Genomic DNA, 23047 nt, shown 5'->3' on the forward strand with positions numbered 1-23047 from the left:
GTTAACTAAATCTGTATTCTTTTAACAGAACCTTCTTAAACTATAACAATTTCAGAACTACCTTTGCGGCAGAAATTTAAGCAAGCAAATAGTAGTAGCCGTAAGTCTTAAGAAATATATGATATGAGAAGATGGATATTAGCAAGTTGTCCTCTTGTTGTGATGTTCATTTTATCTGGTTATGGTTTTAAACCGTTTTCGGTTGAAGTGCCTAAGCAGTTAAAAGTGAAGAAATCAATTTTGGTTTCTAATCCTCAAGAAGAGGCTATATTGGCAAATTATCAAATCGCTCCCCCCTTTCTTGGTAGTCAATTTATAGGTTTTAAAGAAGCGTTAGCTTTTAAAGAGTCTCAAGGTAATTATTTTGTAACAAATACATATGGTTACCTGGGTAAATATCAATTTGGTCTAGGTACACTAGAGTTGGTTGGTGTTTATGATGGTAATAAGTTTTTGAACAACCCTGTGTTGCAAGAAAAAGTATTTCATGTTAACACATCTAGAAATAAATGGATCTTAAGAAAGGATATTAAACGCTATGTTGGTGTAAAAATGAATGGTATTCTGGTGACGGAATCGGGTATTCTGGCTGCAGCACATTTAGCAGGTCCTGGTAACGTTAAGTTATATCTTAGATCTCACGGTCGTATGGAGATTTCAGATGGTTATGGTACTAGTATTTCCAATTATATGAAAAAGTTTTCGGGCTACGATGTTTCTATGATAAAGGCAAGGCGTAATCCTAGAGTATAAGAATTTGGGTAAATAGTCATGGAGCAGGTCTATGATGTGTTGTGGTGAAATTATAATTTATAGTTCAGCACAAGTGTAGAAGTATTTAGACCTCAATTATAGGCTATGTATGAAAATGGAAAACCTTGGTATTTATTTATCAAGGTTTTTTTTATGCCTGAATAATAAAAATAGCAGGTCTTTTATGTAAATCTACATTCTCTCTTTTCCAGTTTATGGCGGTTTTTGTTTTAATGTATTCTGTTGGTAATGTGATATCGGCAGCTACACAAATTCGTGTACTTGGAGCAAGTGTTTTAATCAGCTCTTCTAGCATTTTATTGTTACGGTACGGTGTTTCAATAAATACTTGAGATTGACTGTCTTCTTTTGATTTACGTTCCAAGTTCTTAATGTACTTTTTTCGGTCAGAACTATCTATAGGTAGGTAACCGTTAAAAGCAAAATTTTGACCGTTCATACCACTTGCCATTAGGGCTAATAGAATAGAAGAAGGACCAACCAAAGGAATTACTTGAATGTTTTTATCGTGTGCAATTTTAACTACGGCAGCTCCTGGGTCTGCAATACCTGGGCAGCCAGCTTCAGAAAGTATTCCTACATCAAAACCATCTAAACATGGATTTAAAAAACTTGGAATATCGGTAGCCTCGGTAAATTTATTTAATACAAAAAGTTTTAAGCTTGGTTGTGATTTCCTAGGGCTGATTTTCTTTATAAAACGACGAGCGGTTTTTTCATTCTCAACAACGTAGTAATCTAACTTTTCAATAGTTTGTTTAATTGAAATGGGTAAAACCTCTAAAGGTGGCATTTCGCCTAAGGTGGTAGGAATTAAATATACTTTCCCTGATTTTCCGTTTTGTGTGCTCATCTAATATTGTTCTAATCTGGCGGCTATATAATTGCAAGCCTGGTCAATCATTTGGTATACATTTTCAAATCCGTCTTCAGCATCATGGTAAGGGTCTGGAACTTCTTTGTTTAAGGGGCTAATTTCATTTAAAATTAACCTCACTTTTTCAGTATCCGCCTTATTTCTTGCGCTATTTGTAATGTTGGTATAATTGCTTTTGTCCATAGCATATATGATATCAAAAGCGTCAAAATCAGAAACGTTAAATTTTCTGCATACCTGCTTGCTTATATCCAAGCCATGTGCTTTGGCTACCTTTATAGATCTTGGGTCTGGTGCATTTCCTATGTGATAACCTCCGGTCCCTGCTGAGTCAACATATATTTTGGTTGCATCAACTTTACTTTTTAGTATGCCTTCTGCCAATGGAGATCTGCAAATATTACCAAGGCAAACCATTAGCACCTTCATTCAGAGTAAGTATTAAGAAAATTTATTAGTTAGGTCGTCTATATATTTACGAAACTGTTTATCGGTTTCTGCCAAATTATCTACCGTTTTACATGCGTGTAGAACAGTTGCGTGGTCACGCTTGCCAATTTGAGAGCCTATACTAGCTAATGAAGCTTTAGTAAACTTCTTAGCAAAGAACATAGCTAATTGTCTTGCTTGAACAATATGTCTTTTTCTAGTTTTAGACTGTAAGGTAGCAACATCCATTTCAAAGTAATCTGAAACTACTTTTTGAATGTAGTCAATAGATACTTCTCGTTTGGTGTTTTTTACGAACTTTTCTACAACTTGTTGAGCAAGTTCAATAGTAACTTCTCTTTTGTTTAAAGTAGACTGTGCGATCAAAGAAATAATAGCGCCTTCTAATTCCCTAATATTGGTTTTAATATGTTTGGCAACATATTCAATAATATCTTCTGGTATTTCTACACCATCTCTATATAATTTATTCTTTAAAATAGAGATTCTTGTTTCGTAATCCGGACTCTGTAGTTCCGCAGATAATCCCCATTTAAAACGAGAAAGTAGGCGTTGTTCAATATCCTGCATATCTACAGGGGCTTTGTCCGATGTAAGGATTACTTGTTTTCCGTTTTGGTGTAAATGGTTGAAAATATGGAAAAATACATCTTGTGTACCAGATTTTCCCGATAAAAATTGAACATCGTCAATAATTAATACATCTATTAATTGATAGAAATGAATAAAGTCATTTCGTGTATTTTTCTTGACCGATTCAATATATTGTTGCGTAAACTTTTCTGCAGAAATATATAGAACGGTACGTTCAGGGTATTTGTCTTTTATTTCAACACCAATAGCATGTGCCAAGTGCGTTTTGCCAAGACCAACACCGCCAAATACTAACAATGGATTAAATGATGTTCCTCCTGGTTTGTTTGCTACCGCCATACCGGCAGATCTAGCCAAACGGTTAGAGTCGCCTTCTAGGAAGTTGTCAAAGTTATAATTAGGATTTAACTGCGATTCTATTTTTATATTTCTAATTCCTGGAATTACGAAAGGATTACGTAATTCTGGATTTTTAGATTTGATCGGCACATCCATTTCTTGGGCAGCCATTGCACCTCTATTGGAACTAGGAATTTTTTCGGTAAAAGGTTCTTTGTTACCATAGGTGTTTTCCATTCTAATGATATACACCAACTTTGCAGATTCTCCTAATTCTTTAGTTAAAGCAACTTTTAAAAGTTTAACATAATGTTCTTCTAGCCATTCGTAAAAGAATTTACTTGGCACTTGAATGCTTAATGCGTTTTCTGAAAGTTTAATAGGTTTAATAGGCTCAAACCAAGTTTTGAATGCCTGCGGTTGGATATTATCCTTAATAAACACCAAACAGTTTTTCCATACGGAATTTGCAGTCACACTCATAATAAATTATACTCTTTTAATGGTTAGTGTTGAGCTATAAGTGATTAAAAGAAATCAATATAGGTTCTCGTTCAACTTGGGCAAATATGTGAACAAATTATTGAAAAAAAAAATCGATTGTCATTGAATTTGACCTTTTTTTTTCTCATGTTCGTCAACTTTTCAGGGGATCTTTTAAATATATACTTTTTACTTTAAATAAATGCGCACAAACGAAATTTCTTTTAGAATTAGATACAGTGAAACGGACCAAATGGGAGTTGTTTATCATGGAAACTATGCTCAATACTTAGAGTTGTCTAGAGTTGAATGGTTAAGATCCTTGGGGATATCCTATAAAACTATGGAGGAAGGGGGAATTATGCTTCCTGTAATTAGTTTGTCCATAAATTATTTGAAACCTGCTTTGTATGATGATTTGATAACTGTTAAAGTTTTGTTGAGTAAAAAACCTGCTGTTAGAATTGAGTTTGATTACGAGATAATCAATGAAGCTGGAGATTTGTTAGCTACGGCAAATACGGTGTTGGTTTTTATGGATATGAAACGCAAAAGACCAACGAAGTGTCCGCAAATACTTTTAGATAAACTGGAGTATTAGAAACTATTCAATTTTCTTTATTTCTAATTTATGATAGGCTTTTAAAAGTTCTATTGTTTTTTTGAATTCACTTTTATTAATAGACAATATCATTTTGCATTTCAGATGTAAATCTTGAGATACAATATTTAGTTGATGTTTTTTTACCAAACGCATTACAATATCCATTTCAGAATATTCAAATGTTACTGATAATTGCTGTTGTAAGACGTTCGTAATTATTACGGCATTTTCTAAAGCTAGTTTAGCTGCTTCTTTGTAAGCACTTATCAATCCGCCTACGCCTAGTTTTGTTCCACCGAAAACACGAACCACGGCAACTAAGGTATTAGTGACATCAAAAGATTGTAATTGACCGTAAATGGGCATACCGGCGGAGTTATTCGGTTCTCCGTCGTCGTTTGCACGATACGATTTGGTTTCAACGCCCATTTGCCATGCGTAGCATACGTGATTGGCGGTTGGGTATTTTTTTCTTAATGCTTCTATGTGTTCTTTAATAGTATCTTCGTCAGAAACAGGAAAACAATACCCGTAAAACTTACTCTTACGCTCTTTGAACAAAATAGGTTCAGATGGTTTAGAGATAGTTCTATAAGTGTCCATTGGTTAATTAGATTTGTATTGAGGGAATATCATTATGTTCTGACCAAAGGCGACCAGAATAGTATTAAATTTAAAATTAACAAAGGTTAAACTTGAAAAAAGAAGGTTAAACGTTAAATACATCCTTTAAAGATGGCTTAAAGTTTCAAGAACATCTTCTTTGCCTACTTGCAGGTTCCAACAATGAATGCCAAGTTTAGATGCACTATCCGTATTTTCTTTGGTGTCGTCTAAAAAGAAGGTTTCCTCTGCAATTAGGTTATTTTCTTTTAAAACAAATTCATAAATATCTGCATTAGGTTTGCGCATTTTCATTTCTTGAGATAGGTAGAATACATCAAAGCAGTTTTTGAATCTATTATAGCGGTCCATTCCCATAGACTCTTTTACCTTATCAATATGTAAATCATTGGTGTTGCTTAATAAGAACAATCGGAATTTGTTATCGCTTTTTAATTTTTCAATGAATTCTAATCGTTCTTCAGGGAAATCTAAAATAATGGAATTCCATGCATCTTTAATTTGATCTTTAGAAGCGTTGGTGAAAATAGCCTGTAATTTATTCACGAATTCATCGGATGTCATTAAACCCATTTCATATTCTTTGAAAATGATATCTAAGGCTGGCGTTAACTTGGTGAATCCAAATTTTGCCATTTGTAATAAAGGGGCTTGCTTATCTAGGTTGATAAAAATATCGCCAAAATCAAATATGATGTTCTTAATCATTTCTTAGTATGGTTAGTTGATCGTTTAAAATTTCAACTTGTTTTAGAATCCTTCCTGCTAGTTTGGGGGCTTTTATTCCTTTTTGAAAATTATTTGCACCTTTAAAAATTCGAGCTTCGTCCCAAAGATCTGCATCAATAAAACTTTGTAACGTTTGTGAGCCTCCTTCAATGATGACGCTTTGTATATGTTCTTCGTACATCACGTTACATAGCTGTTGTGGTACATCAGAATTAAAATTGATTATTTTATAGGTTACATTATCTACATATAACTTAGAATCTGTTATTTCGGTACAGACGATAGTTTTTTGTTTTCCGTTAAGCATATGAAAATCTTTAGAAATTTTTAAACTTCTATCTAATACAATTCGTGTTGGTGGGTTCCCTGCCCAATCTCTTAGGTTTAATTGCGGATTATCAGCCAAGACGGTATTTGTACCCGCTAAAATACCAGCCTCTTCACTGCGCCATTTATGCACTAGTTGTCTTGATTTTGAGTTGGTGATCCAATACGGTTTCTTTTCTTCTCCGCGTTTGGTAGGTTCAGGGGCAATAAATCCGTCAACCGTTTCTGCCCATTTTAAAATAATGTATGGTCGTTTTTTGGTAAAATAAGAAAGAAAGCGTCTGTGGTGTTCTTCACATTCCTTTTGTAGAACACCTACTTTTACGGAACAACCAGCTTCTTCAAGTTTTATAATTCCATTACCGGCTACTTTTTCATGGGGATCTTTAAGACCTATGACCACTTTAGGGATTCCCATTTTTATGATTAAATCTGCACAAGGTGGCGTTTTACCATAGTGAGAACAGGGTTCTAAGGTTACATAGATGGTAGATGATTTTAATAAAGAAGGGTCTTTAACAGAATTAATGGCATTGACCTCAGCGTGGGAGCCTCCATAAGCACTGGTAAACCCTTCACCAATAATTTTATTATCACAAACAATTACGGCGCCTACCATTGGGTTGGGTGCGGTACTTCCTAATCCGCTCTTTGCTATTTGTAAACAACGAAACATATAAGTTTCATCAATAGATAGCGAATTTAGTTGTAACAGCATTGAATTATTGGGCTCTTGATTATTAATGGACATCAAACTTTACCTTTATACGCATATCACGTATCTTCACACCTCAAAAATAGTACTTTAAAACCTATTGCCTTGTTCTCATGGAAAATGTCATAATTCGAGAAATTAGAAAAAAAGATAACCTGCAAGTAGCCAAGGTTATACGGCAGGTATTGGCTGATATGGGTGTGCCAAAAATAGGTACAGCTTATGAAGATCCTTCATTGGATAAAATGTTTGAGCATTATCAAAAACCTAAAGCTACCTATTTTGTAGTAGAAGAAAATGGGATAATTTTAGGTTGTGCAGGTGTGGCCCCCTTAGATAATTATGAGGGGAATGTGAGTGAGCTTCAGAAAATGTACTTTTTAAAGGAAGCTAGGGGTAAAGGTATAGGTCATAAAATGATTGCGGTGTGTTTGGAACGTGCTAAAGAATTTGGTTTTACTGCTTGTTACTTAGAAACCATGCATAATATGGAAGCTGCCCAAAAATTATACAAGAAAATGGGATTTGATTATATAGATACCAGAATGGGAGATACAGGTCATTATTCTTGTCCGGTATTCATGTTAAAAACATTTTAAAGGTGCTGCTTAAAGAAATTAAAAACATTTTTCATGCAGAATTGGATGTTATCTACGGTAAGGAAGAAGTAGATAGCTTTTTCTATTTGCTTATAGAGCATTATTTCGATTTAGAGCGATTTATATTGGCAATTCAGCCAGAACTGGTTATTGATAAAGCGCAAGAGATAGTAATTTTCAAGGCTTTATCAGAGTTGAAATTAGAAAAGCCAATTCAGCATATTATGGGAACGGCACATTTTATGGACCTAGATTTTATGGTCAATAAACATGTCTTAATACCCAGGCCGGAAACCGAAGAGTTGGTTCGTTGGGTTTTAGATGATTTTAAAACAGCAACAAATGCGTTGACCATTTTAGATATGGGTACCGGTAGCGGTTGTATTCCTATTTCGTTGGATAAAAACCTTACGGATGCAAAAGTTTTGGGGTTAGATATTTCAACCGATGCATTAAAAGTAGCCGAGGAAAATAACAGATTGCTTAATGCAGATGTCAAGTTTTTACATGCAGATATACTGTCTCTGGAAAAAGAAACCTCAACAAAAGAATTAAACCAGAAATTCGATATTGTTATTTCTAATCCACCTTACGTACGAGAATTAGAAAAAGCAGAAATGCAAAGTAATGTCATAGACCATGAACCTAGTTTAGCACTTTTTGTACCAGACGAAGACCCATTAAAGTTTTATAGTGCAGTGGTTAATTATGCAGCAGAACATTTGAATGAAAACGGTTGTCTGTATTTAGAGATCAATCAGTATTTGGGCGAAGAAACTAAGCATTTATTGTTAGACTCTAATTTTAAGACTATTGAGTTGAAAAAAGATATGTTCGGTAATGACCGTATGATTAAAGGAATTAAAAAATGAAAAGTATTGTAGTGTTTTGTGGTAGTAGTGAGGGTGTGAATACTGACTATGCTTCAAAAGCATACGAATTAGGCGAAACTTTCGCAAAGAACGATATTCAGCTCGTGTATGGTGGAGCTAAAATTGGCATCATGGGAAAAGTAGCGGAAGGCGTTTTGGATCATGATGGAAAAGTAATAGGGGTAATTCCTGTATTTCTAAGAAAGAAAGAAGTGGTTCATGAGGGGTTAACGGAATTAATCGTTACCCAAAATATGCATGAGCGTAAATTGAAGATGCATGACTTATCTGACGGAATACTAATGCTACCTGGCGGATTTGGCACTTTAGAAGAATTTTTTGAAATGTTGACCTGGTCGCAATTGGGGCTGCATCAATATCCGATTGGAATACTAAATACAAACGGATTTTACGATTCTCTCTTAAAGATGATGCACGACATGGTCAACGAAGGATTTGTAAAAGAAGAACATATAAACACTATTTTGGTAGCTGATGATATAGACACATTGCTAAAGAAAATGGAAAATTACATTCCGTTACCAACACCAAAATGGATTAATAAAGAGCAGCTTTAAGGCATATGAAAGCAAAAATAGAAGCACTTAGAAAAGAATTACGCGAGCATAATCACAATTACTATGTGTTGGATAATCCGACAATTTCTGATTATGATTTTGATATGAAATTGAAAGAATTGCAGGAATTGGAAGCAAAGCATCCAGAATTCTATGATGCCAGTTCGCCGTCCTTACGTGTGGGAGGTATGATCACCAAGAATTTTGCAACGGTAGTTCATGAACATAGAATGTATTCCTTGGATAATTCTTATTCTAAAGAAGATTTAGAAGACTGGGAGAAACGTATTCAGCGTAACCTAGGCGATGTGCCCGTAGCATTTACTTGTGAGTTAAAATATGATGGCGCATCTATCAGTATTACCTATGAACACGGAAAACTCGTAAAGGCAGTTACGCGTGGCGACGGAATTCAAGGAGATGATGTTACCAATAATATTAAAACAATCAAATCGGTTCCGCTTCAGTTGAAAGGAGATTATCCAGAAAAGTTTGATATTCGGGGAGAAATCGTTTTGCCGTTTGACGGGTTCCTAAAAATGAACGAAGAGCGAATAGCAAATGGCGAAGACCCGTACATGAACCCAAGAAATACAGCATCGGGCAGTTTAAAACTGCAAGATAGTAGTGCTGTTGCAGAAAGACCGTTGGAGTGTTTGCTATACAGTATTGTGGGTAGAAACCTAAATATAGACTCCCAATTTCATATGTTGGAGAAAGCCCGTGAATGGGGTTTTAAAGTGCCAACCGTAGCAAAGCTTTGCCAGACCACAGATGAAGTTATGGCATTTGTAGAAGAGTGGGATGTAAAACGCCATGAATTGCCTTACGAGACGGACGGAGTAGTAATCAAAGTAAATAGTCTTCAGAATCAAGAAGAATTAGGTTTTACCTCTAAAGCTCCAAGATGGGCAATGGCATATAAGTTTAAGGCGGAGCAAGTTTCTACTACGCTTAATGAAATTACATATCAAGTTGGTCGTACAGGGGCAATAACTCCCGTAGCAAATTTAGAACCGGTTTTGTTGGCTGGTACAACGGTTAAAAGAGCCTCTTTGCATAATGCAGATCAGATAGCAAAATTGGATATTCGTGTTGGTGATACCGTTTTCGTAGAAAAAGGAGGGGAAATTATTCCTAAGATTATAGCTGTAGACTTAACCAAAAGACCTGCAGATTCAAAACTTACGGAGTATATACATCAATGTCCTGAATGTGGAACAGAGTTGACCCGTACAGAAGGTGATGCTAAACATTATTGTCCAAATGAATATGGCTGTCCCCCACAGATAACCGGGCGTATTCAGCATTTTATTTCTAGAAAGGCAATGGATATAGAAGGTTTGGGTGGTGAGACGGTAGAGTTGCTGTTTAAAGAAGGTTTAATAGACGATTATGCGGATCTTTATAAACTCACCAAAGAAGATGTGTTACCGTTAGAGCGAATGGCTGAGAAGTCCGCCGAGAATTTGGTTAAAGGAGTATCAGAATCGGTAAAAGTACCTTTCGAGCGTGTATTGTTCGCTTTAGGTATTCGTTTTGTAGGGGAAACCGTAGCGAAGAAATTGGCAAAAGCGTATAAGAATATAGATGCTTTGAAAGAAGCTGACCTTGAGCATTTGACTTCTGTAGATGAAATAGGGGAGCGTATAGCACAAAGTGTCATAGACTTTTTTGCAAACGAAAAGAATATTGATGCTATAGAAAGATTACGTAGTTACGGTGTTCAATTAGAAATATCAGCAGAGAAATTACAGAACCAGACCGATACTCTTGCGGGGAAAACTTTTGTAGTGTCTGGAGTATTTGAGATTCTAAGTAGAGATGAGCTTAAAAAGAAAATAGAGGATAATGGCGGTAAGGTAGGGTCTTCCATATCATCAAAAACTTCTTTTTTGGTTGCAGGAGATAAAATGGGACCTAGCAAGCGAACCAAGGCAGAGAAGCTAGAAATACCAATTATAAGTGAGAAAGATTTTATAAACATGTTAGCATAAAAATTATGGATGTTTTTACAATAATTTCAGTATTAGTATTTCTATCGGCAATTTTTGGTTACATAAATGCCCGATTTTTAAAACTACCCAACAGTATTGGATTAATGCTAATAACCATTGTATTTACCTTAGCCGTATTTGGTATAGGTTATATTGATGATACTCTGATAAATGCAGAACGGTATATTATTACCCAGATAGATTTTAAATCTGTATTGCTAGATATTATGTTGAGTTTTCTGTTGTTTGCGGGAGCACTTCATACCAATTTTGAACAATTAAAAGTACAACGCTGGCCTATAATTGTCTTTTCTACCTTAGGTGTTTTGGTATCAACCTTTTTAGTGGGCACAAGTATGTACTATTTATTACAGCTTATAGGAATGGAAATTTCCTTTATCTACTGCTTATTGTTCGGGTCATTGATTTCACCTACAGATCCTATTGCCGTATTGGGTATATTGAAGAAAGCAGGAGCGCCAAAACAATTGGAAACCAAAATAGTGGGAGAATCTTTATTTAATGATGGAGTAGGAGTAGTAGTCTTCTTAACGATCTTTCAATTGGCTTCAGCCACTGAGGTTGCGGTAAGTCCGCTAGATATCTTAGAGCTTTTTGGAGTTGAGGTTGTTGGCGGTTTGGTGTTAGGTTTAGCACTAGGTTGGGGAACATGGAAACTAATGAAATCTATAGATGATTATGATATAGAAGTAATTATCACCTTGGCTACGGTAATGGTAGGTACCTTGATTGCCCAAAAGTTCCATTTGTCAGCTCCTTTGGCAATGGTAGCTGCAGGTTTAGTGGTAGGTAATGATACCGTTCGTAATTCTGCCATGTCAGAAACTACAGAAACCTATGTAGATAAATTTTGGGAGCTTTTGGATATTTTATTGAACACTTTACTGTTTGTTTTAATAGGAATGGAAATGCTTGTACTATCTTTTAAAACAGAATATGTAATTGCTGGGTTATTGGCAATTCCGTTAGTGCTTATTTGTCGTTATTTATCCCTATTGATTCCCATTAAGTTCTTTGAGAAGAAATTGGACTTCATACCAAGGACAAATTTGGTGATGACCTGGGGCGGTTTGCGTGGAGGTATTTCTATAGCATTGGCATTAGGCCTGTCTGATGAGATGCATAGAGATGCATTTCTAGTAATCACATATATAGTTGTTGTATTCTCTATTATAGGGCAAGGCTTAACGGTGGAAAAACTTATTAAACGCGTAGTAAAATGAAGCCAAAGACCTATTTAGAATTTGAAAAGAGTTTAGAACTATCCACTGTTCCAAAAGAATGGTCAGACGGATTAAAAGCCGCTTGGTATGATGCCAAAGGCAATTGGGAGGCTTCTCATAATATAGCTCAAGACATGCACAACAATTTAGGTAGTTGGTTACATGCTTATTTACACAGAAAAGAAGGCGACCGTTTTAATGCAGGATATTGGTACAGGTTGGCAAAAAAAGAATATCCAACAATTACCTTAAACGAAGAGCTTAAGGTAATTGTGGAATATATACTTATAAATTGAGTTGAAGTTCTAATTTATTGTTTCTTTGCCTATAAGGTGTGTTCATAATACAATAAATGTTTAACCTTATATATTTGATATGACGTTTTAATCTACGGTAAACTCAAATATGTTCGATTCTACAGGTAATTGACCATCACTGAAATTAAATGTCAATTGCGCTGTGTAGTCGCCATCGAGCATTTGATATATTTCTGCAGTAGCCACATTTCTTTGATGATAGCGAAATAAACCTTCATCAAGTACCTGTTGACTTACAATACTTAAATAGAGTTTTCCGCATTCAGTTGTATAATTATCATAATCTTGAAATAAAGAAACGTATAGTTCACCGTTGGCATCATATATGTTAATAGTGGCACTTTCAGGTGTCCAATAATACTCATCCCAATAACCTAAGTATTCACCACTAAAATGAAGTTTTGTGTAATTGAAACACCCACTGTCATAAGGTCCAACAACCGTTAAAGACCTAATATTGGGTTTAGTGTTGAAAATTTTTAACTTTAATAAACTTTCATCGCCAGTAACGGTATGTCCGCTAATTTGATTGATCCAAGCATGTTTATTTAATAGGTATTGGTAAGTATCATTAATCTCTAATCCAATATACGTTTTCTTGAATTCTTCTCTTGGTGATTGTGATACAAAATCTTCTGGTATAGTAAAGCTTAAAGAGTCCGCAACTATCGTTGAGGTCATTTTTAAACTATCGGTTCTATTTTCATTTACTAGGTATAGAGCAACATCTGTATAGTCACTTAAACCTTCTGCGTGTATTACAATTTCCTTATTGCCATGCGCAAACATTTCTAAGTTGTTTATATATCCTACCAAATCATCAGATAATAGTTATTCATAATCAATTTCAACTGCTTTGGTAGTAAAGTAATATGTTTCGCTATCTAGGCTAGTACTATTATTAGAAACTTCTGCTTTTACCTCATAAGTAGTTGCCTTTTTTAAGCCCGTAAGACTGGCGTAAAAACCTTCTAAAGGAATGGACTGATAAGAATCGTTTGAATTTTTTTCTCGATATAGAATTAGACTATTCTCACTAGAATATCTTCCGGTCATTTTAATGTTTGCTGAGGTAAATTCTACTTCTGAAATGGTCATTTCAAAATCTACAAACTCAAGTTCTGGTTCTGAGTCTTCTGAACTACAGGAGGTTATTAAAATACAGGTAATTAAAAAAATAAAATGGTTAAATGCTTTAAGCATGATAGTGGGTTAAGGTTTAAAAAATTGGGTTCTAAATCAATCTTTTATATAACGTTAATGCTTGTTATTTATTTAGTTGGCCGCTAATTTTTTGAAGAATTTTCTGTAATTAATTGTAAGCTATAAAGTTGAAGATTAATTTCTGTTTTGGTTAACCAATTTAGCAAATTGGCAAAGTGCTTCAAACGATTATGTTTGAACTTTGCAGTATGAAAAAAATATCAAACTTCGGAATATTCACACTGCTGTTAGTAAGCAGTTTAACGATTATGGTAGGTACGGTAATTGCACCATCGTTATTAGGAATTATACAACATAAAGATTTAGGTTTTTCGCCCAGTTGGTTAATTACATTGCCTTCATTGGGTGTCGTCGTTTTTACGCCTTTAATTGGCTGGTTGTTGAATAAGATGAGTCCGCTTAAATTGCTTGCCGTTGGACTTGTGCCATATGCCGTTTTGGGTTTAATAGGTGCTTTTATAGACAATTAATACCTTTTAATTTTAGATTGTTTTCTTCTGGGTGCAGCAATCGTGGCAATTCAAGTTTCGGTAACAGTATATATAGCTGCTCAATATGAAGGTGGGGCACGTATGAAAATGATTGCTTGGCAAGGAATGGCAATAGAGTTAGGCGGCATAGTTTTCTTGGCAATAGGCGGTGTTTTAGGGGAGATATTCTGGCAATATCCCTTCTATATCTACCTCATTGCGTTAGTGTGTCTTTTGTTGGTATTTAAAACTTTACCTAAGATTAAAAAATCCGTCAAAGAAGAGGAGACCTTCGCTAAGGTTACCACAAAGGAAAAACTTAAAACACGGATAATAATAGCATCGTCTTTATTGGCTATGATGTTGTTTTTCATAAGTTTTGTAACCCTACCATTGTATCTGCCCGCGAACTTTGGTTTTAGTGAGTTTGAATCAGGATATCTTATGGCATTCATTTCTGTGATTGCGATTGTTACGGCTAGTCAAATGCCTAGAATGGTTAAATTATTAGGAGATGGAAAGACGGTTACTTTAGGGTTTGTTTTCTTTATGTTGGGCTATATAGTTCTCGCTTTAGTTACAAGTGTACCTTTCTTAATATTGACCGCTATATGTATTGAAATAGGATTTGGATTTACCATTCCACTTTTAAATCATAGGACCATTGAGGTCAGTAATACTCAAAACCAAGGAAAAATTTAGGGTTGTTTTCTATGGCGGTCTTTGGAGGTTAATTCTTGTCTATCTTCATAGAATACATTTCTAAAAATTACATGGCGGCATATGGTGTGGCTGCTGCTTTAGCATTGGTTATTGCGATAGTAATGTATTATCAATTTCGAAAAGCAAGCAAAGATTAAGGTTACTTGAATTCTTTATACTTTTATAGCGTACTATGAAAGCAAAAGAATTTGAATAGCTGGAAAACCAAAATAAAAATCGATTTAAAATTGGATGCGAAAACAGAATTATTATCTGGTAATTCTATGGGTATATATTTTGAATACGATTTAGATAAAACCTTGATAGTTCATTTTAAACCATTGAACGAGGTGTTTGGTGGTGGTGCTCTTTTGGGTACCCGAGGTATATTAATCAATTTTGAGCGTGATCTAATTGATGAAGATGATATAGAGTATGCTTAAGATGTAATGTCGCTATTTAATAAATTTCTGCAGTTTCATATTCAAGATGTAACAGAAGTAAATCAAACAATTAAGATTATTGAATTACTGAAAGATGAGTACTATAGCGATACAGTGTCATACATTATGCTGAAGACCTTGTTGAAGGTGCTATTGTTACATTTAATTCGATTTCAGAATGATGAGTTATTACCTCAAGATATTCATCAAAAAAGAGTATTTCAGTTTTTAGAATTGATGGAAGTTAATTTTCTGACTGAAACGAATGCCGATTATTATGCCAATGAATTGGGGATTAGTACAAAACGTTTAAATCAAGTTCTGCAGGATAAACTAAGTCTAACGGCTAAACAGGTAATTCAGCAACGGCAAATTACTGAAGCGAAACGAAAACTGATTAAAAGTGAGGTTACTACTAAGGAATTGGCTTTTGAATTAGGATTTGAATCTATCAGTAGCTTTTCCAGGTTTTTCAAAAAGAACGTCGGGGTAAGTCCTACGCAGTTTAAAGCATTGAACTAAGGTGTTAATTCGTGTATTTCGTTTGCAATTTTAAAAGTTCTTCATACGGACCTCCTTTTAGTCCTAATAGTTTGGCAAATGCAGGCTCGGTTTTTAAACCACTAGCTTTTAGTTTTATAACTTCTTGCTGAAAGCTATTTCCTTTTTCTTTTAAGATAGCATATTCAATATTCATATGCAGGTATGCATTTTGTTGTTTGGTAGGCGTGTTTTGAGCAAATAGTTCAATTAAGAATTTCTCTGTTTTAAATTCAGCAATAGTGACTTCTTTATCGTTTTGCTTACTTCTGTAAATATGAAAGCCTTGCATCTTAGAAAAGTGATGTATTACAACTGAAGCGAATTTGTTATGATCGTTACATTCGCAAATAATATCAATATCACTTTCGGGTATGTCTATTCCAATGGGGATGGTACCGGTTACAATAGGTGAGTACAATTTAAGATGGTCCAGAATTTTGTACTGTGTAAGATTATTATAAGCGCTTGTTTGCCGCTCATTTCCAACTTTTAAATAATCGATATTTTCAAAATCAATGCTCAATTTCAATCAACTAGGTTGAAAATGTATAATCACGATTTATAAGTGCATTAGCAATGTAAATATAAATCGTGATTTATAAGTCTACTATTAAATCATTTTAAAATCTAACAATAACTCTCCTTCAATAGAAGCCTGTAAGTGGTCTTCTTTAAATGTCTCGCCAGCACCTGTAGCAGGAGTTCCGGTGAATATCATATCTCCAGGGGTCAAGGTCATAAGTGTGGAAACAAAGCTGATAATTTGAGCAAAGTTATATATGATATAGCCTGTGATACCTACTTGTTTCTTTTCACCATTAATTACCAATGGGGGGCAAAAGATTTTTCTAGTTTTTATGAACCCATTAAAGACAGTAATTATATTTTTCAACGTGCCGAATTAGAAAAATCTGGAGAAACAGAGAACTATTATCAGGCAGTAGCTCTTATATTGAAATCATACTGGTTTGGTTTTATGACTTTATCATTTGGTGATATGCCATATACCAATGCACAACAAACTGAAATAGGAGGAGATGAATTCTTTAAACCTGTTTATGATGAACAAAAGGTGATTTTCTCAGGAATATTACAAGATTTAGAACAGGCCAATACACTTTTGAAAAATGCTGGTGTATGTGCCGAGGCTGTAGATGCAGATGTTATGTACAAAGGTGATGCTTTGAAATGGAGAAAATTTGCTAATTCACTTAGTCTCAGATTCTATATGCGATTATCGGAAAAAATCAGTACTGATTTTGATCCAGCTGCTAATATAGCCAAAATGGTCAATAATAGTGGAGAATTTCCAATTTTAGATAGTAATGAAAGTAATGCTTCAATTTCTTTTGTAGGTACCGATGATATCAATAGTTGGATAGGCGGTCCTCTTTATTTTAGTTTTCGTTGAGAATTTTATCGAAGAATACCTTCGGCGACCATTGTCAATGAACTTAAGGCACTAGGAGATCCAAGATTAACTACTTGGGTACGCCCGGTAGATATTCAAATTATGCAAGGAACTTCAAATGAGGTGATTTTGGAAGATGGTGCATTGAAACGTTATGTGGATTTTGATATTACCGCTATAAATAATGATGAAGATGAAGAGAATAACGTTAATACTTCTTTATATGTTGGTCTTGATGTTGCTCTTAACGCACCAAACGATTTTAACCTTGGTGGTACTGTAAATGATTATAAGGATGCGATTAGTGCATTAAATGAGAATATATATCTTGGCTCAGCTTCTAATCCGCATACGTCATATCTTTCTGATATGTATGCAGAAAATTACCACCCACTTGTAAAAGCGGTCTTAATGAGTGCTGCTGAGACTCAATTTATCTTAGCGGAAGCAAGCACTAGCGGCTGGATTTCTGGAGACGCCTTCGGTTTTTATAAAAATGGAATAGAAATATCTTTGAATCAATATGATATTGCTGATGGAGATTCATCAGCGGTTTACAATATAGAAAACAATACGCTTGTACCGTTTAATCAAGACGTTTATATTGCAAACGTTACTCAGTTATATAAAGAATCTTCGAATAAGCTAGCTGTAATTATGGATCAAAAATGGATAACAAATTGGATGACTTCAGAATCGTGGTTCGATTGGCGTAGAACAGGTTTTCCTGCCTTGAACAATTATATTATTTCCGGAACTAATGGGCAAAATACCCCACAAAGATTTTGGTATGACGACCCATATAATGAAGAGCACATGTTAGAGGCTGTTAAGGGTTTGCAACCATCAACTAATGACCAGTGGTCTAAAATGTGGTTATTGCGATAAATACGGTGAATATTAAATAGAAGGTTGGTTTAATAGATATTTTTTTAAAGAATTGAGTTGGTTTTTTTTATTTTAAGCTCAATTCTTTTTTAGAAATAGTAATTGTTCGCCAAATAAAATATTATGAATTCACTTAGCAAGTGAGATAGGGAGGCTGAAGACCAATCTTTTATTGAAGTATTTAAATTGTTATCAACTTTGTAAAATAATTTGATTTTAAAAAAAAACAATTTAATAAAATGTAGCCTCAAAGCGAGTTCTTAAAACAAACAATATTTGCCATGTGCTCATATGGGGCGCAATTTTTTATAACTAAGTAATCAACTTTTGATACGTGACATTCTTGTCAGCCAAAAGTTTTGAACGTTTAAGGAGTCTGTATGACATCACCGTAATGTAGTTTTTCTAAATAGGCGTTCAAGCTTGTAAGATTGATTTTTGAAGCTACTTTTTGATAAAACTCAGAATGTCAAAAATACTTATTCCTATTGTTAATAATTTATAGACCTACAACTGTAAAGCTAAATAACACATAGCTATACACGATCCTAAAAAACAAAACACCCTTTGACCATAAGTATAAAGGGTGTTTTTTATATCATAAAACGTTATTTAATTAAACTCGAAAGCACCTATATCTATGGCGGCACCATTTATAGTTCTAGGCTCTACTCCTGATGGAGATTTAAATTGAAATTCTAGATTTAAAACTTCTGAGGGAATATCCATACCTGCATCGATAGCTTTAGAGCTAGAGGTTAACTTATACAAATTATCCTTATCTAACCCAAAGTCTACCTCAGAAGCCAACATGCTTTCCAATTCTTTGAAATCTAAACTCGTTTCTGCACATCTTCTTTGGTCTTCATCAATATATTTTGTGTTATATGCCGCTATTGTTGCCGTACTAATTAAGTTGTTAGATACTAAACCTGCAGTACCAGATTCTCTAAAAAAACTAATTTGACTATCACCATTACTACTGTTATTTTCGTAGTAAAGTACATTGTTAAATGCTTTTAGCGTTCCTTCGCAAAAAGTTACATCAAAAAATATCTTTCTATAACTTAATTCAATATTACTTTTTATTACAAACGTGTTGTTATAGCTATATAAAGTTCCTTTTCTGTTTCCTCTTTCCATGGGGCTTGCAGAGACATTGTCATTACCGTAGTGTAGCATGGTAGCAGACCCATTTTCATTACCTTCAATAATATTACCTGCTACATACGTTGTTTGAAAAGAGGTTAAACCTGGAAAATAGTCTACCGAATTTTCAGATTCAGCAAGGTTAATTTGTCGGGCAGCAGGTCCGACAAAATAATTGTACATAATAACATCACCTGCAGAACGACTTTTGTAATTTGTTCCTTTTGCGCCTTCTCGTACTGGTCCGAATTGATTTCCTATAGAAACTAAACCTTCAGATTCTATATAAATATTATGCTGCTGAGATACGTCGTAGGTACCGTTATGTTGAATTATATTATTATTTAATCTAACATCTATTAAAGGGTCATTAGCGCTATTATATGCTCCAAATATACCATTACCGTTATGTCGTACTAAACAATTATTTATTTGTATATGAGAACCTCTCATGTATACTCCTGAAGAAGCACGAGAATACGGTTTTAACTCATCTGTACCCATTATGTAAGATTGCTGCGAATCATCTTCCATGTATTGGTGTGCTCCTTGAATTTGCAGGTTGCTAACGTTAATATATTCTGGATGATTTCCATAGTTTCTAGCAATTACTATAATACCAAGATAGGCGGTATTTTCATTAAAATAGGAACTTACGTTTACGGGTCTTACTCTAGCATTAGTTCCATCTAAAATCGGTAATTTACCTGCTTCATCTGGAACACCACAAACACATATAGGTTCTTCTTTTGTACCTTTAGTAGCTATAATTAAACGCTCGTAATATGCTTCGCTTTTTGCATAAATTCTAACGGCATCTCCAGGCCCTAAATTTTCTGTAGGAACATCAATTATATTTTCATATTCCTTACCTGGACCAACTTCATATAATTTACCGTTTCCTTTTGCGTCGCAGATATTTGTGGTTCCTAATATAACATCAGGTGCATCTACTGCATCAGCTATTAGGTTTTCATCGGAATCTTTGTCTTTATTACAAGAGAAATTACAAATTATAAGAAGGCTAAAAGCATAGATTTTCAGATAGCTTTTCATAGGGAGTGTTAGAGTGAGTTATTCTAACGGATTTCCATAAAACATATTGCAATCGGTAGTTTATTTAAATAAAAGAGGCTAAGCAATGTTAAGCCACCTTTTGATGAAATTTTAAAGGTTCATATCATGGATTATAAGGAGTATTAAAATTAACATAAAGAGAACGGGTAATAACCTTCTCATATAATTTTTAGAAGGAACAATCATTTCCTGGTTTTATAGTGCATATTACTTTATTACCAATAATAGACATACAATATTCATGAAGACTATATTTTGCATGTATTAATACTTTACTTAATTACAACACTTTCCTAAAACAAACACTATTCGCCATATGTTCGTATGGAGGATAGTTATCAATTACTGTATAATTATTCTTCTTATAAAGTGCAATGGCTTCGGGCTGGCGTAATCCCGTTTCTAGAACAGTATAGGTGTAGTTCAGTTCTTTTGCCCACTCTTCTAGTACTAGTAGCGCTTTTGAAGCAATTCCTTTACCGCGATAATCTGATTGAACATACATGCGTTTAATCTCTACGGATTCTTCGTTAAACTCCTTAAAAGCACCACAGGCTACCAGTGTTTCGTCACAATAAAGTACAACACAATTTTTCAGCGCATCAATACCGTTAAATTGTGCATAAAAAGCATTCTCGTCTCCATCTCTTAATGCTAAATCAGCATCAAGTAAAGTTACTAGTTCTTTGAAGTTTTGGTTATCGCTAGAGCAACGTTTGTAGTAAAGCATAAGGGGTCTGTTTTTTAGACTTTAATGGTGTACCCGTTCGCGTTAACAGTGCTGTTGTCAAAATAAAAATCAATTCTACCTAGGTTTATTCCAAAACAACCTACTTGATTTACCAAAACATCTCGTTCTGCGGCATTGGTAACAACAGTCGGCTTATCTAGAAATGTATGGGTGTGGCCACCAATGATTAAATCGGTGTATTTTGTTCTTGCAGCAAGCTTTAAATCATCTGGCTTTTCAGTGCTATATTCATATCCTAAGTGGGAAAGGCAAATAACTAAATCGCATTTTTCTTCTTCTTTAAGTTTGGTTTCCATATCGGTTGCCAACTCATATGGGTCGAGAAATACGGTCTCTTTATAAAGTTTTTTGGTTACCAATCCGTCCAACTTAATCCCTAATCCGTATACACCAACTTTAATTCCGTCTTTCTCATAAATCTTATAGGGCTGCGTTAATCCGTCTAAAACCGTATTGGAAAAATCATAATTGGCACTGATAAAGTTAAATTTAGCGTATGGCATTTGCGCTAAAAGTCCGTCAATACCATTATCAAAATCATGGTTACCAATAGTGGTAGCGTCATAATTAAGCATGCTCATTAATTTAAATTCTAGCTCGCCACCATAAAAATTGAAGTAGGGAGTACCTTGGAAAATATCTCCGGCATCAAAAAGAAAAGTATGTGGATTCTCTTTTCTAATACTATCAACTAAACCAGCTCTGCGTGCCAAACCGCCCAATCCAGGAAAATCTGCATGATCGTTGGGGAAAGCATCCACATGACTATGTACGTCGTTTGTATGTAAAATGGTAATGTGTTTCTTTTTAGATGCGTTGCACGAGTTTAGGCCCAAGCCACCAAGGGTTAAAAGACTAGAGGATGCTGCTGTATTTCGTATAAATTTTCTTCTTTCCATCTTACTGTAATTGATAATATCTTAAATCTACTTTTGGGGCAAGGGTATCCACTTTAGAGAAGAAATCTATCATGGCATTTCGTATTTTATAATCGGTTTCCGTTTTGGAAAGTGCATCTTTAAAGAATTCCATGTTATCACCACCGGTCACTAAGTAATCTGAAGTGGCTACGTAGTACGATTTATTCTTGTCTACAGGTTTTCGGTTGATTGTAAAGGTTTTGACTGTATTGTCTTTGTTTAAAATAAGCTGTATACCGGCAACGGGGTGTGCTCTTTTGGACTTTATAAGATAATCGACCATTTTTAATAATGCTTCACCTTTCAGTTCTACGACAACCACCGAGTTTTCAAAAGGCATAACCTCATAAGCTGTTCTTGAAGTAACATTTCCTTTAGAGATGATAGATCTAATACCACCATGGTTTAAAAGCACCATATCAATATTGTTACCGGTGCGTTTTTCAAAAATTGGATTGGTCATGTTCCATACAATATCTGCCATTAAGTTACCGGCCGTAGTGTTGAATTTACCGTCAGTTTTTGAAATTACGAAAGGGGCATAGGCCAAAGTACTATCTAAAATACTTTCAACACGATCATGATAAGGCTGAATAAATTCCTGAATACTGTCAACTGAAGTATAACTGGTGTCAATTGCTATCTGCTTTCCAGTCAGTTCAATAAGATGTTTAGGAGTTTCCTTACATGATACCAAACCTAGGATTGTTATAAATATAACATAATGTTTTATATTTAAAATATCAAAGTGTTTTAACTTCGCCATATAGTTGCAGGGATATTATTTACATTTGTCTAAATGTAAAAATACATGTTTTTTAAAGGAATTAAGGACAAGTTTAAACGGAAATCTGGCCGTAAAATATTAAAACAATTGGTGGTAACACCAGTTGCTGTAACGCGTGAGAGTAAAGGAATACGTTCTGTAGGTTGTATTGTAGATCTAGATAAATTTGAAAAATCTGAAGTGTTTTTTCAGTTTCAGGAAGAGCTATCGTTACACCCCAATGCGGTTAAAATAATTGGATATAAGCGTTTTTATGATAAAAACTCGCCATATGCCACTCCTGTTTTTTCAGATAAGGATTTAGGGTGGAACGGTGATATTGAAAATAGTTATGCCCTTGAATTTTTAGGACGGGAATATGACCTTTTAGTGAATTATTATGATCAGAATAGTCTATTGTTGAATTTAATGTCAGTGAAGACTAAGGCACGGATAAGGGTAGGTTTTAAAGAATTAGGACCAACTTACAATGATTTAATGTTAGATACGCCGTTAAAGGACTTTAAAATATTTAAAAAAGAATTGAAAAAGTACTTGGGCATTTTTAAAGAGATTTAAT

The 23047-nt window shown here is 34.6% G+C and carries 29 protein-coding genes; 15 read left to right on the forward strand and 14 right to left on the reverse strand.

Annotation, left to right across the window (positions count from 1 at the left end; all coding sequences use genetic code 11):
• Nucleotides 1-123: 123 nt before the first annotated feature.
• A complete protein-coding gene (locus tag BW936_RS09265; protein ID WP_076548114.1) occupies nt 124-753 on the forward strand; it encodes a hypothetical protein in 630 nt (209 codons plus the stop codon).
• 151 nt (nt 754-904) lie between these two features.
• Here BW936_RS09265 and BW936_RS09270 read toward each other — a convergent pair whose 3' ends face one another.
• Genes BW936_RS09270 through dnaA form a run of 3 tightly spaced genes read right to left on the reverse strand, consistent with a single transcriptional unit; the run spans nt 905 to nt 3517 of the window.
• Nucleotides 905-1627, reverse strand: coding sequence for an SAM-dependent methyltransferase (locus BW936_RS09270; RefSeq protein ID WP_076548115.1), 723 nt, complete (start codon nt 1625-1627; stop codon nt 905-907).
• Nucleotides 1628-2080: a low molecular weight protein-tyrosine-phosphatase gene (locus BW936_RS09275; RefSeq protein ID WP_076548116.1), complete on the reverse strand. Its 453-nt coding sequence runs from the start codon at nt 2078-2080 to the stop codon at nt 1628-1630. It lies immediately after the preceding gene.
• A gap of 12 nt (nt 2081-2092) precedes the next feature.
• Entirely contained in the window at nt 2093-3517 is a 1425-nt protein-coding gene (dnaA, locus tag BW936_RS09280) for a chromosomal replication initiator protein DnaA (RefSeq protein ID WP_076548117.1), read from the reverse strand.
• A 202-nt stretch (nt 3518-3719) separates the two neighbouring features.
• Here dnaA and BW936_RS09285 point away from each other — a divergent pair, with 202 nt between their 5' ends.
• Nucleotides 3720-4118, forward strand: coding sequence for an acyl-CoA thioesterase (locus BW936_RS09285; protein ID WP_076548118.1), 399 nt, complete (start codon nt 3720-3722; stop codon nt 4116-4118).
• Between the two features lie 3 nt (nt 4119-4121).
• Here the strand turns inward: BW936_RS09285 and BW936_RS09290 are convergent, their stop codons facing one another.
• The 3 genes from BW936_RS09290 to ribD all read right to left on the reverse strand — a co-directional run bounded on the left by BW936_RS09290 (nt 4122) and on the right by ribD (nt 6552).
• Nucleotides 4122-4724, reverse strand: a complete 603-nt coding sequence (locus BW936_RS09290) for an IMPACT family protein (protein ID WP_076548119.1) — start codon at nt 4722-4724, stop codon at nt 4122-4124.
• Between the two features lie 126 nt (nt 4725-4850).
• The gene (locus tag BW936_RS09295) at nt 4851-5453 is read right to left on the reverse strand and encodes an HAD family hydrolase (RefSeq protein WP_076548120.1); all 603 of its coding nucleotides are present in this window, start codon (nt 5451-5453) and stop codon (nt 4851-4853) included.
• Nucleotides 5446-6552, reverse strand: a complete 1107-nt coding sequence (ribD, locus tag BW936_RS09300; RefSeq protein WP_244156199.1) for a bifunctional diaminohydroxyphosphoribosylaminopyrimidine deaminase/5-amino-6-(5-phosphoribosylamino)uracil reductase RibD — start codon at nt 6550-6552, stop codon at nt 5446-5448. Before ribD ends, BW936_RS09295 begins: the two co-directional genes overlap by 8 nt.
• 77 nt (nt 6553-6629) lie before the next feature.
• On the opposite strand from ribD, the gene BW936_RS09305 reads away from it, so the two are divergent.
• From BW936_RS09305 to BW936_RS09330, 6 genes are read left to right on the forward strand one after another with little or no spacing between them, the layout of a single operon-like run.
• Nucleotides 6630-7115, forward strand: a complete 486-nt coding sequence (locus tag BW936_RS09305; RefSeq protein WP_076548121.1) for a GNAT family N-acetyltransferase — start codon at nt 6630-6632, stop codon at nt 7113-7115.
• A gap of 2 nt (nt 7116-7117) precedes the next feature.
• Nucleotides 7118-7987 carry a peptide chain release factor N(5)-glutamine methyltransferase gene (prmC, locus tag BW936_RS09310; RefSeq protein ID WP_076548395.1) on the forward strand — a complete coding sequence of 290 codons (870 nt, stop codon included), beginning with the start codon at nt 7118-7120 and terminating at the stop codon, nt 7985-7987.
• Nucleotides 7984-8565 carry an LOG family protein gene (locus BW936_RS09315; RefSeq protein ID WP_076548122.1) on the forward strand — a complete coding sequence of 194 codons (582 nt, stop codon included), beginning with the start codon at nt 7984-7986 and terminating at the stop codon, nt 8563-8565. Before prmC ends, BW936_RS09315 begins: the two co-directional genes overlap by 4 nt.
• Before the next feature lie 5 nt (nt 8566-8570).
• A complete protein-coding gene (ligA, locus tag BW936_RS09320; protein WP_076548123.1) occupies nt 8571-10562 on the forward strand; it encodes an NAD-dependent DNA ligase LigA in 1992 nt (663 codons plus the stop codon).
• A 5-nt stretch (nt 10563-10567) separates the two neighbouring features.
• Complete coding sequence (locus BW936_RS09325) at nt 10568-11806, forward strand: cation:proton antiporter (RefSeq protein ID WP_076548124.1); 1239 nt, start codon at nt 10568-10570, stop codon at nt 11804-11806.
• Nucleotides 11803-12102 (forward strand): hypothetical protein, encoded by a 300-nt coding sequence (locus BW936_RS09330; protein WP_076548125.1) that lies wholly within the window; start codon nt 11803-11805, stop codon nt 12100-12102. Before BW936_RS09325 ends, BW936_RS09330 begins: the two co-directional genes overlap by 4 nt.
• 87 nt (nt 12103-12189) lie before the next feature.
• Here BW936_RS09330 and BW936_RS09335 read toward each other — a convergent pair whose 3' ends face one another.
• A complete protein-coding gene (locus BW936_RS09335; protein ID WP_076548126.1) occupies nt 12190-12912 on the reverse strand; it encodes a hypothetical protein in 723 nt (240 codons plus the stop codon).
• A 42-nt stretch (nt 12913-12954) separates the two neighbouring features.
• Complete coding sequence (locus tag BW936_RS09340; RefSeq protein ID WP_076548127.1) at nt 12955-13326, reverse strand: hypothetical protein; 372 nt, start codon at nt 13324-13326, stop codon at nt 12955-12957.
• A gap of 209 nt (nt 13327-13535) precedes the next feature.
• On the opposite strand from BW936_RS09340, the gene BW936_RS19900 reads away from it, so the two are divergent.
• The 4 genes from BW936_RS19900 (at nt 13536) to BW936_RS09350 (ending at nt 15484) form a co-directional block, all read left to right on the forward strand.
• Nucleotides 13536-13817: an MFS transporter gene (locus tag BW936_RS19900; RefSeq protein WP_244156200.1), complete on the forward strand. Its 282-nt coding sequence runs from the start codon at nt 13536-13538 to the stop codon at nt 13815-13817.
• Nucleotides 13818-13859: 42 nt separating this feature from the next.
• Entirely contained in the window at nt 13860-14519 is a 660-nt protein-coding gene (locus BW936_RS19905) for an MFS transporter (RefSeq protein ID WP_244156201.1), read from the forward strand.
• Nucleotides 14520-14728: 209 nt separating this feature from the next.
• Nucleotides 14729-14962, forward strand: coding sequence for a hypothetical protein (locus BW936_RS19910; protein WP_244156202.1), 234 nt, complete (start codon nt 14729-14731; stop codon nt 14960-14962).
• 6 nt (nt 14963-14968) lie between these two features.
• The gene (locus tag BW936_RS09350) at nt 14969-15484 is read left to right on the forward strand and encodes an AraC family transcriptional regulator (protein WP_244156203.1); all 516 of its coding nucleotides are present in this window, start codon (nt 14969-14971) and stop codon (nt 15482-15484) included.
• A 4-nt stretch (nt 15485-15488) separates the two neighbouring features.
• Here the strand turns inward: BW936_RS09350 and BW936_RS09355 are convergent, their stop codons facing one another.
• Nucleotides 15489-16034, reverse strand: coding sequence for a DUF4269 domain-containing protein (locus tag BW936_RS09355; protein WP_244156204.1), 546 nt, complete (start codon nt 16032-16034; stop codon nt 15489-15491).
• Between the two features lie 81 nt (nt 16035-16115).
• Nucleotides 16116-16334, reverse strand: a complete 219-nt coding sequence (locus tag BW936_RS19915; protein ID WP_244156205.1) for a fumarylacetoacetate hydrolase family protein — start codon at nt 16332-16334, stop codon at nt 16116-16118.
• Between BW936_RS19915 and BW936_RS20115 the strand changes: the two genes are divergently transcribed.
• The gene (locus BW936_RS20115) at nt 16269-16916 is read left to right on the forward strand and encodes a SusD/RagB family nutrient-binding outer membrane lipoprotein (protein WP_076548129.1); all 648 of its coding nucleotides are present in this window, start codon (nt 16269-16271) and stop codon (nt 16914-16916) included. The genes BW936_RS19915 and BW936_RS20115 overlap by 66 nt on opposite strands.
• Before the next feature lie 102 nt (nt 16917-17018).
• Nucleotides 17019-17804 carry a SusD/RagB family nutrient-binding outer membrane lipoprotein gene (locus BW936_RS20120; RefSeq protein ID WP_076548130.1) on the forward strand — a complete coding sequence of 262 codons (786 nt, stop codon included), beginning with the start codon at nt 17019-17021 and terminating at the stop codon, nt 17802-17804.
• 612 nt (nt 17805-18416) lie between these two features.
• Here the strand turns inward: BW936_RS20120 and BW936_RS09375 are convergent.
• The 4 genes from BW936_RS09375 to BW936_RS09390 all read right to left on the reverse strand — a co-directional run bounded on the left by BW936_RS09375 (nt 18417) and on the right by BW936_RS09390 (nt 22467).
• Nucleotides 18417-20009 (reverse strand): right-handed parallel beta-helix repeat-containing protein, encoded by a 1593-nt coding sequence (locus tag BW936_RS09375; protein WP_076548131.1) that lies wholly within the window; start codon nt 20007-20009, stop codon nt 18417-18419.
• 301 nt (nt 20010-20310) lie between these two features.
• Nucleotides 20311-20760 carry a GNAT family N-acetyltransferase gene (locus tag BW936_RS09380; protein WP_076548132.1) on the reverse strand — a complete coding sequence of 150 codons (450 nt, stop codon included), beginning with the start codon at nt 20758-20760 and terminating at the stop codon, nt 20311-20313.
• Nucleotides 20761-20774: 14 nt separating this feature from the next.
• On the reverse strand, nt 20775-21680 hold the full coding sequence (locus tag BW936_RS09385) for a bifunctional metallophosphatase/5'-nucleotidase (RefSeq protein ID WP_076548133.1): 906 nt from the start codon (nt 21678-21680) through the stop codon (nt 20775-20777).
• Nucleotide 21681: 1 nt separating this feature from the next.
• Complete coding sequence (locus BW936_RS09390) at nt 21682-22467, reverse strand: 5'-nucleotidase C-terminal domain-containing protein (protein ID WP_076548134.1); 786 nt, start codon at nt 22465-22467, stop codon at nt 21682-21684.
• A 45-nt stretch (nt 22468-22512) separates the two neighbouring features.
• Here BW936_RS09390 and BW936_RS09395 point away from each other — a divergent pair, with 45 nt between their 5' ends.
• Nucleotides 22513-23046 carry a DUF6913 domain-containing protein gene (locus tag BW936_RS09395; protein WP_076548135.1) on the forward strand — a complete coding sequence of 178 codons (534 nt, stop codon included), beginning with the start codon at nt 22513-22515 and terminating at the stop codon, nt 23044-23046.
• The last annotated feature ends 1 nt before the right edge of the window (nt 23047 follow it).

This window comes from Maribacter ulvicola (assembly GCF_900155985.1).
GTDB lineage: Bacteria > Bacteroidota > Bacteroidia > Flavobacteriales > Flavobacteriaceae > Maribacter > Maribacter ulvicola.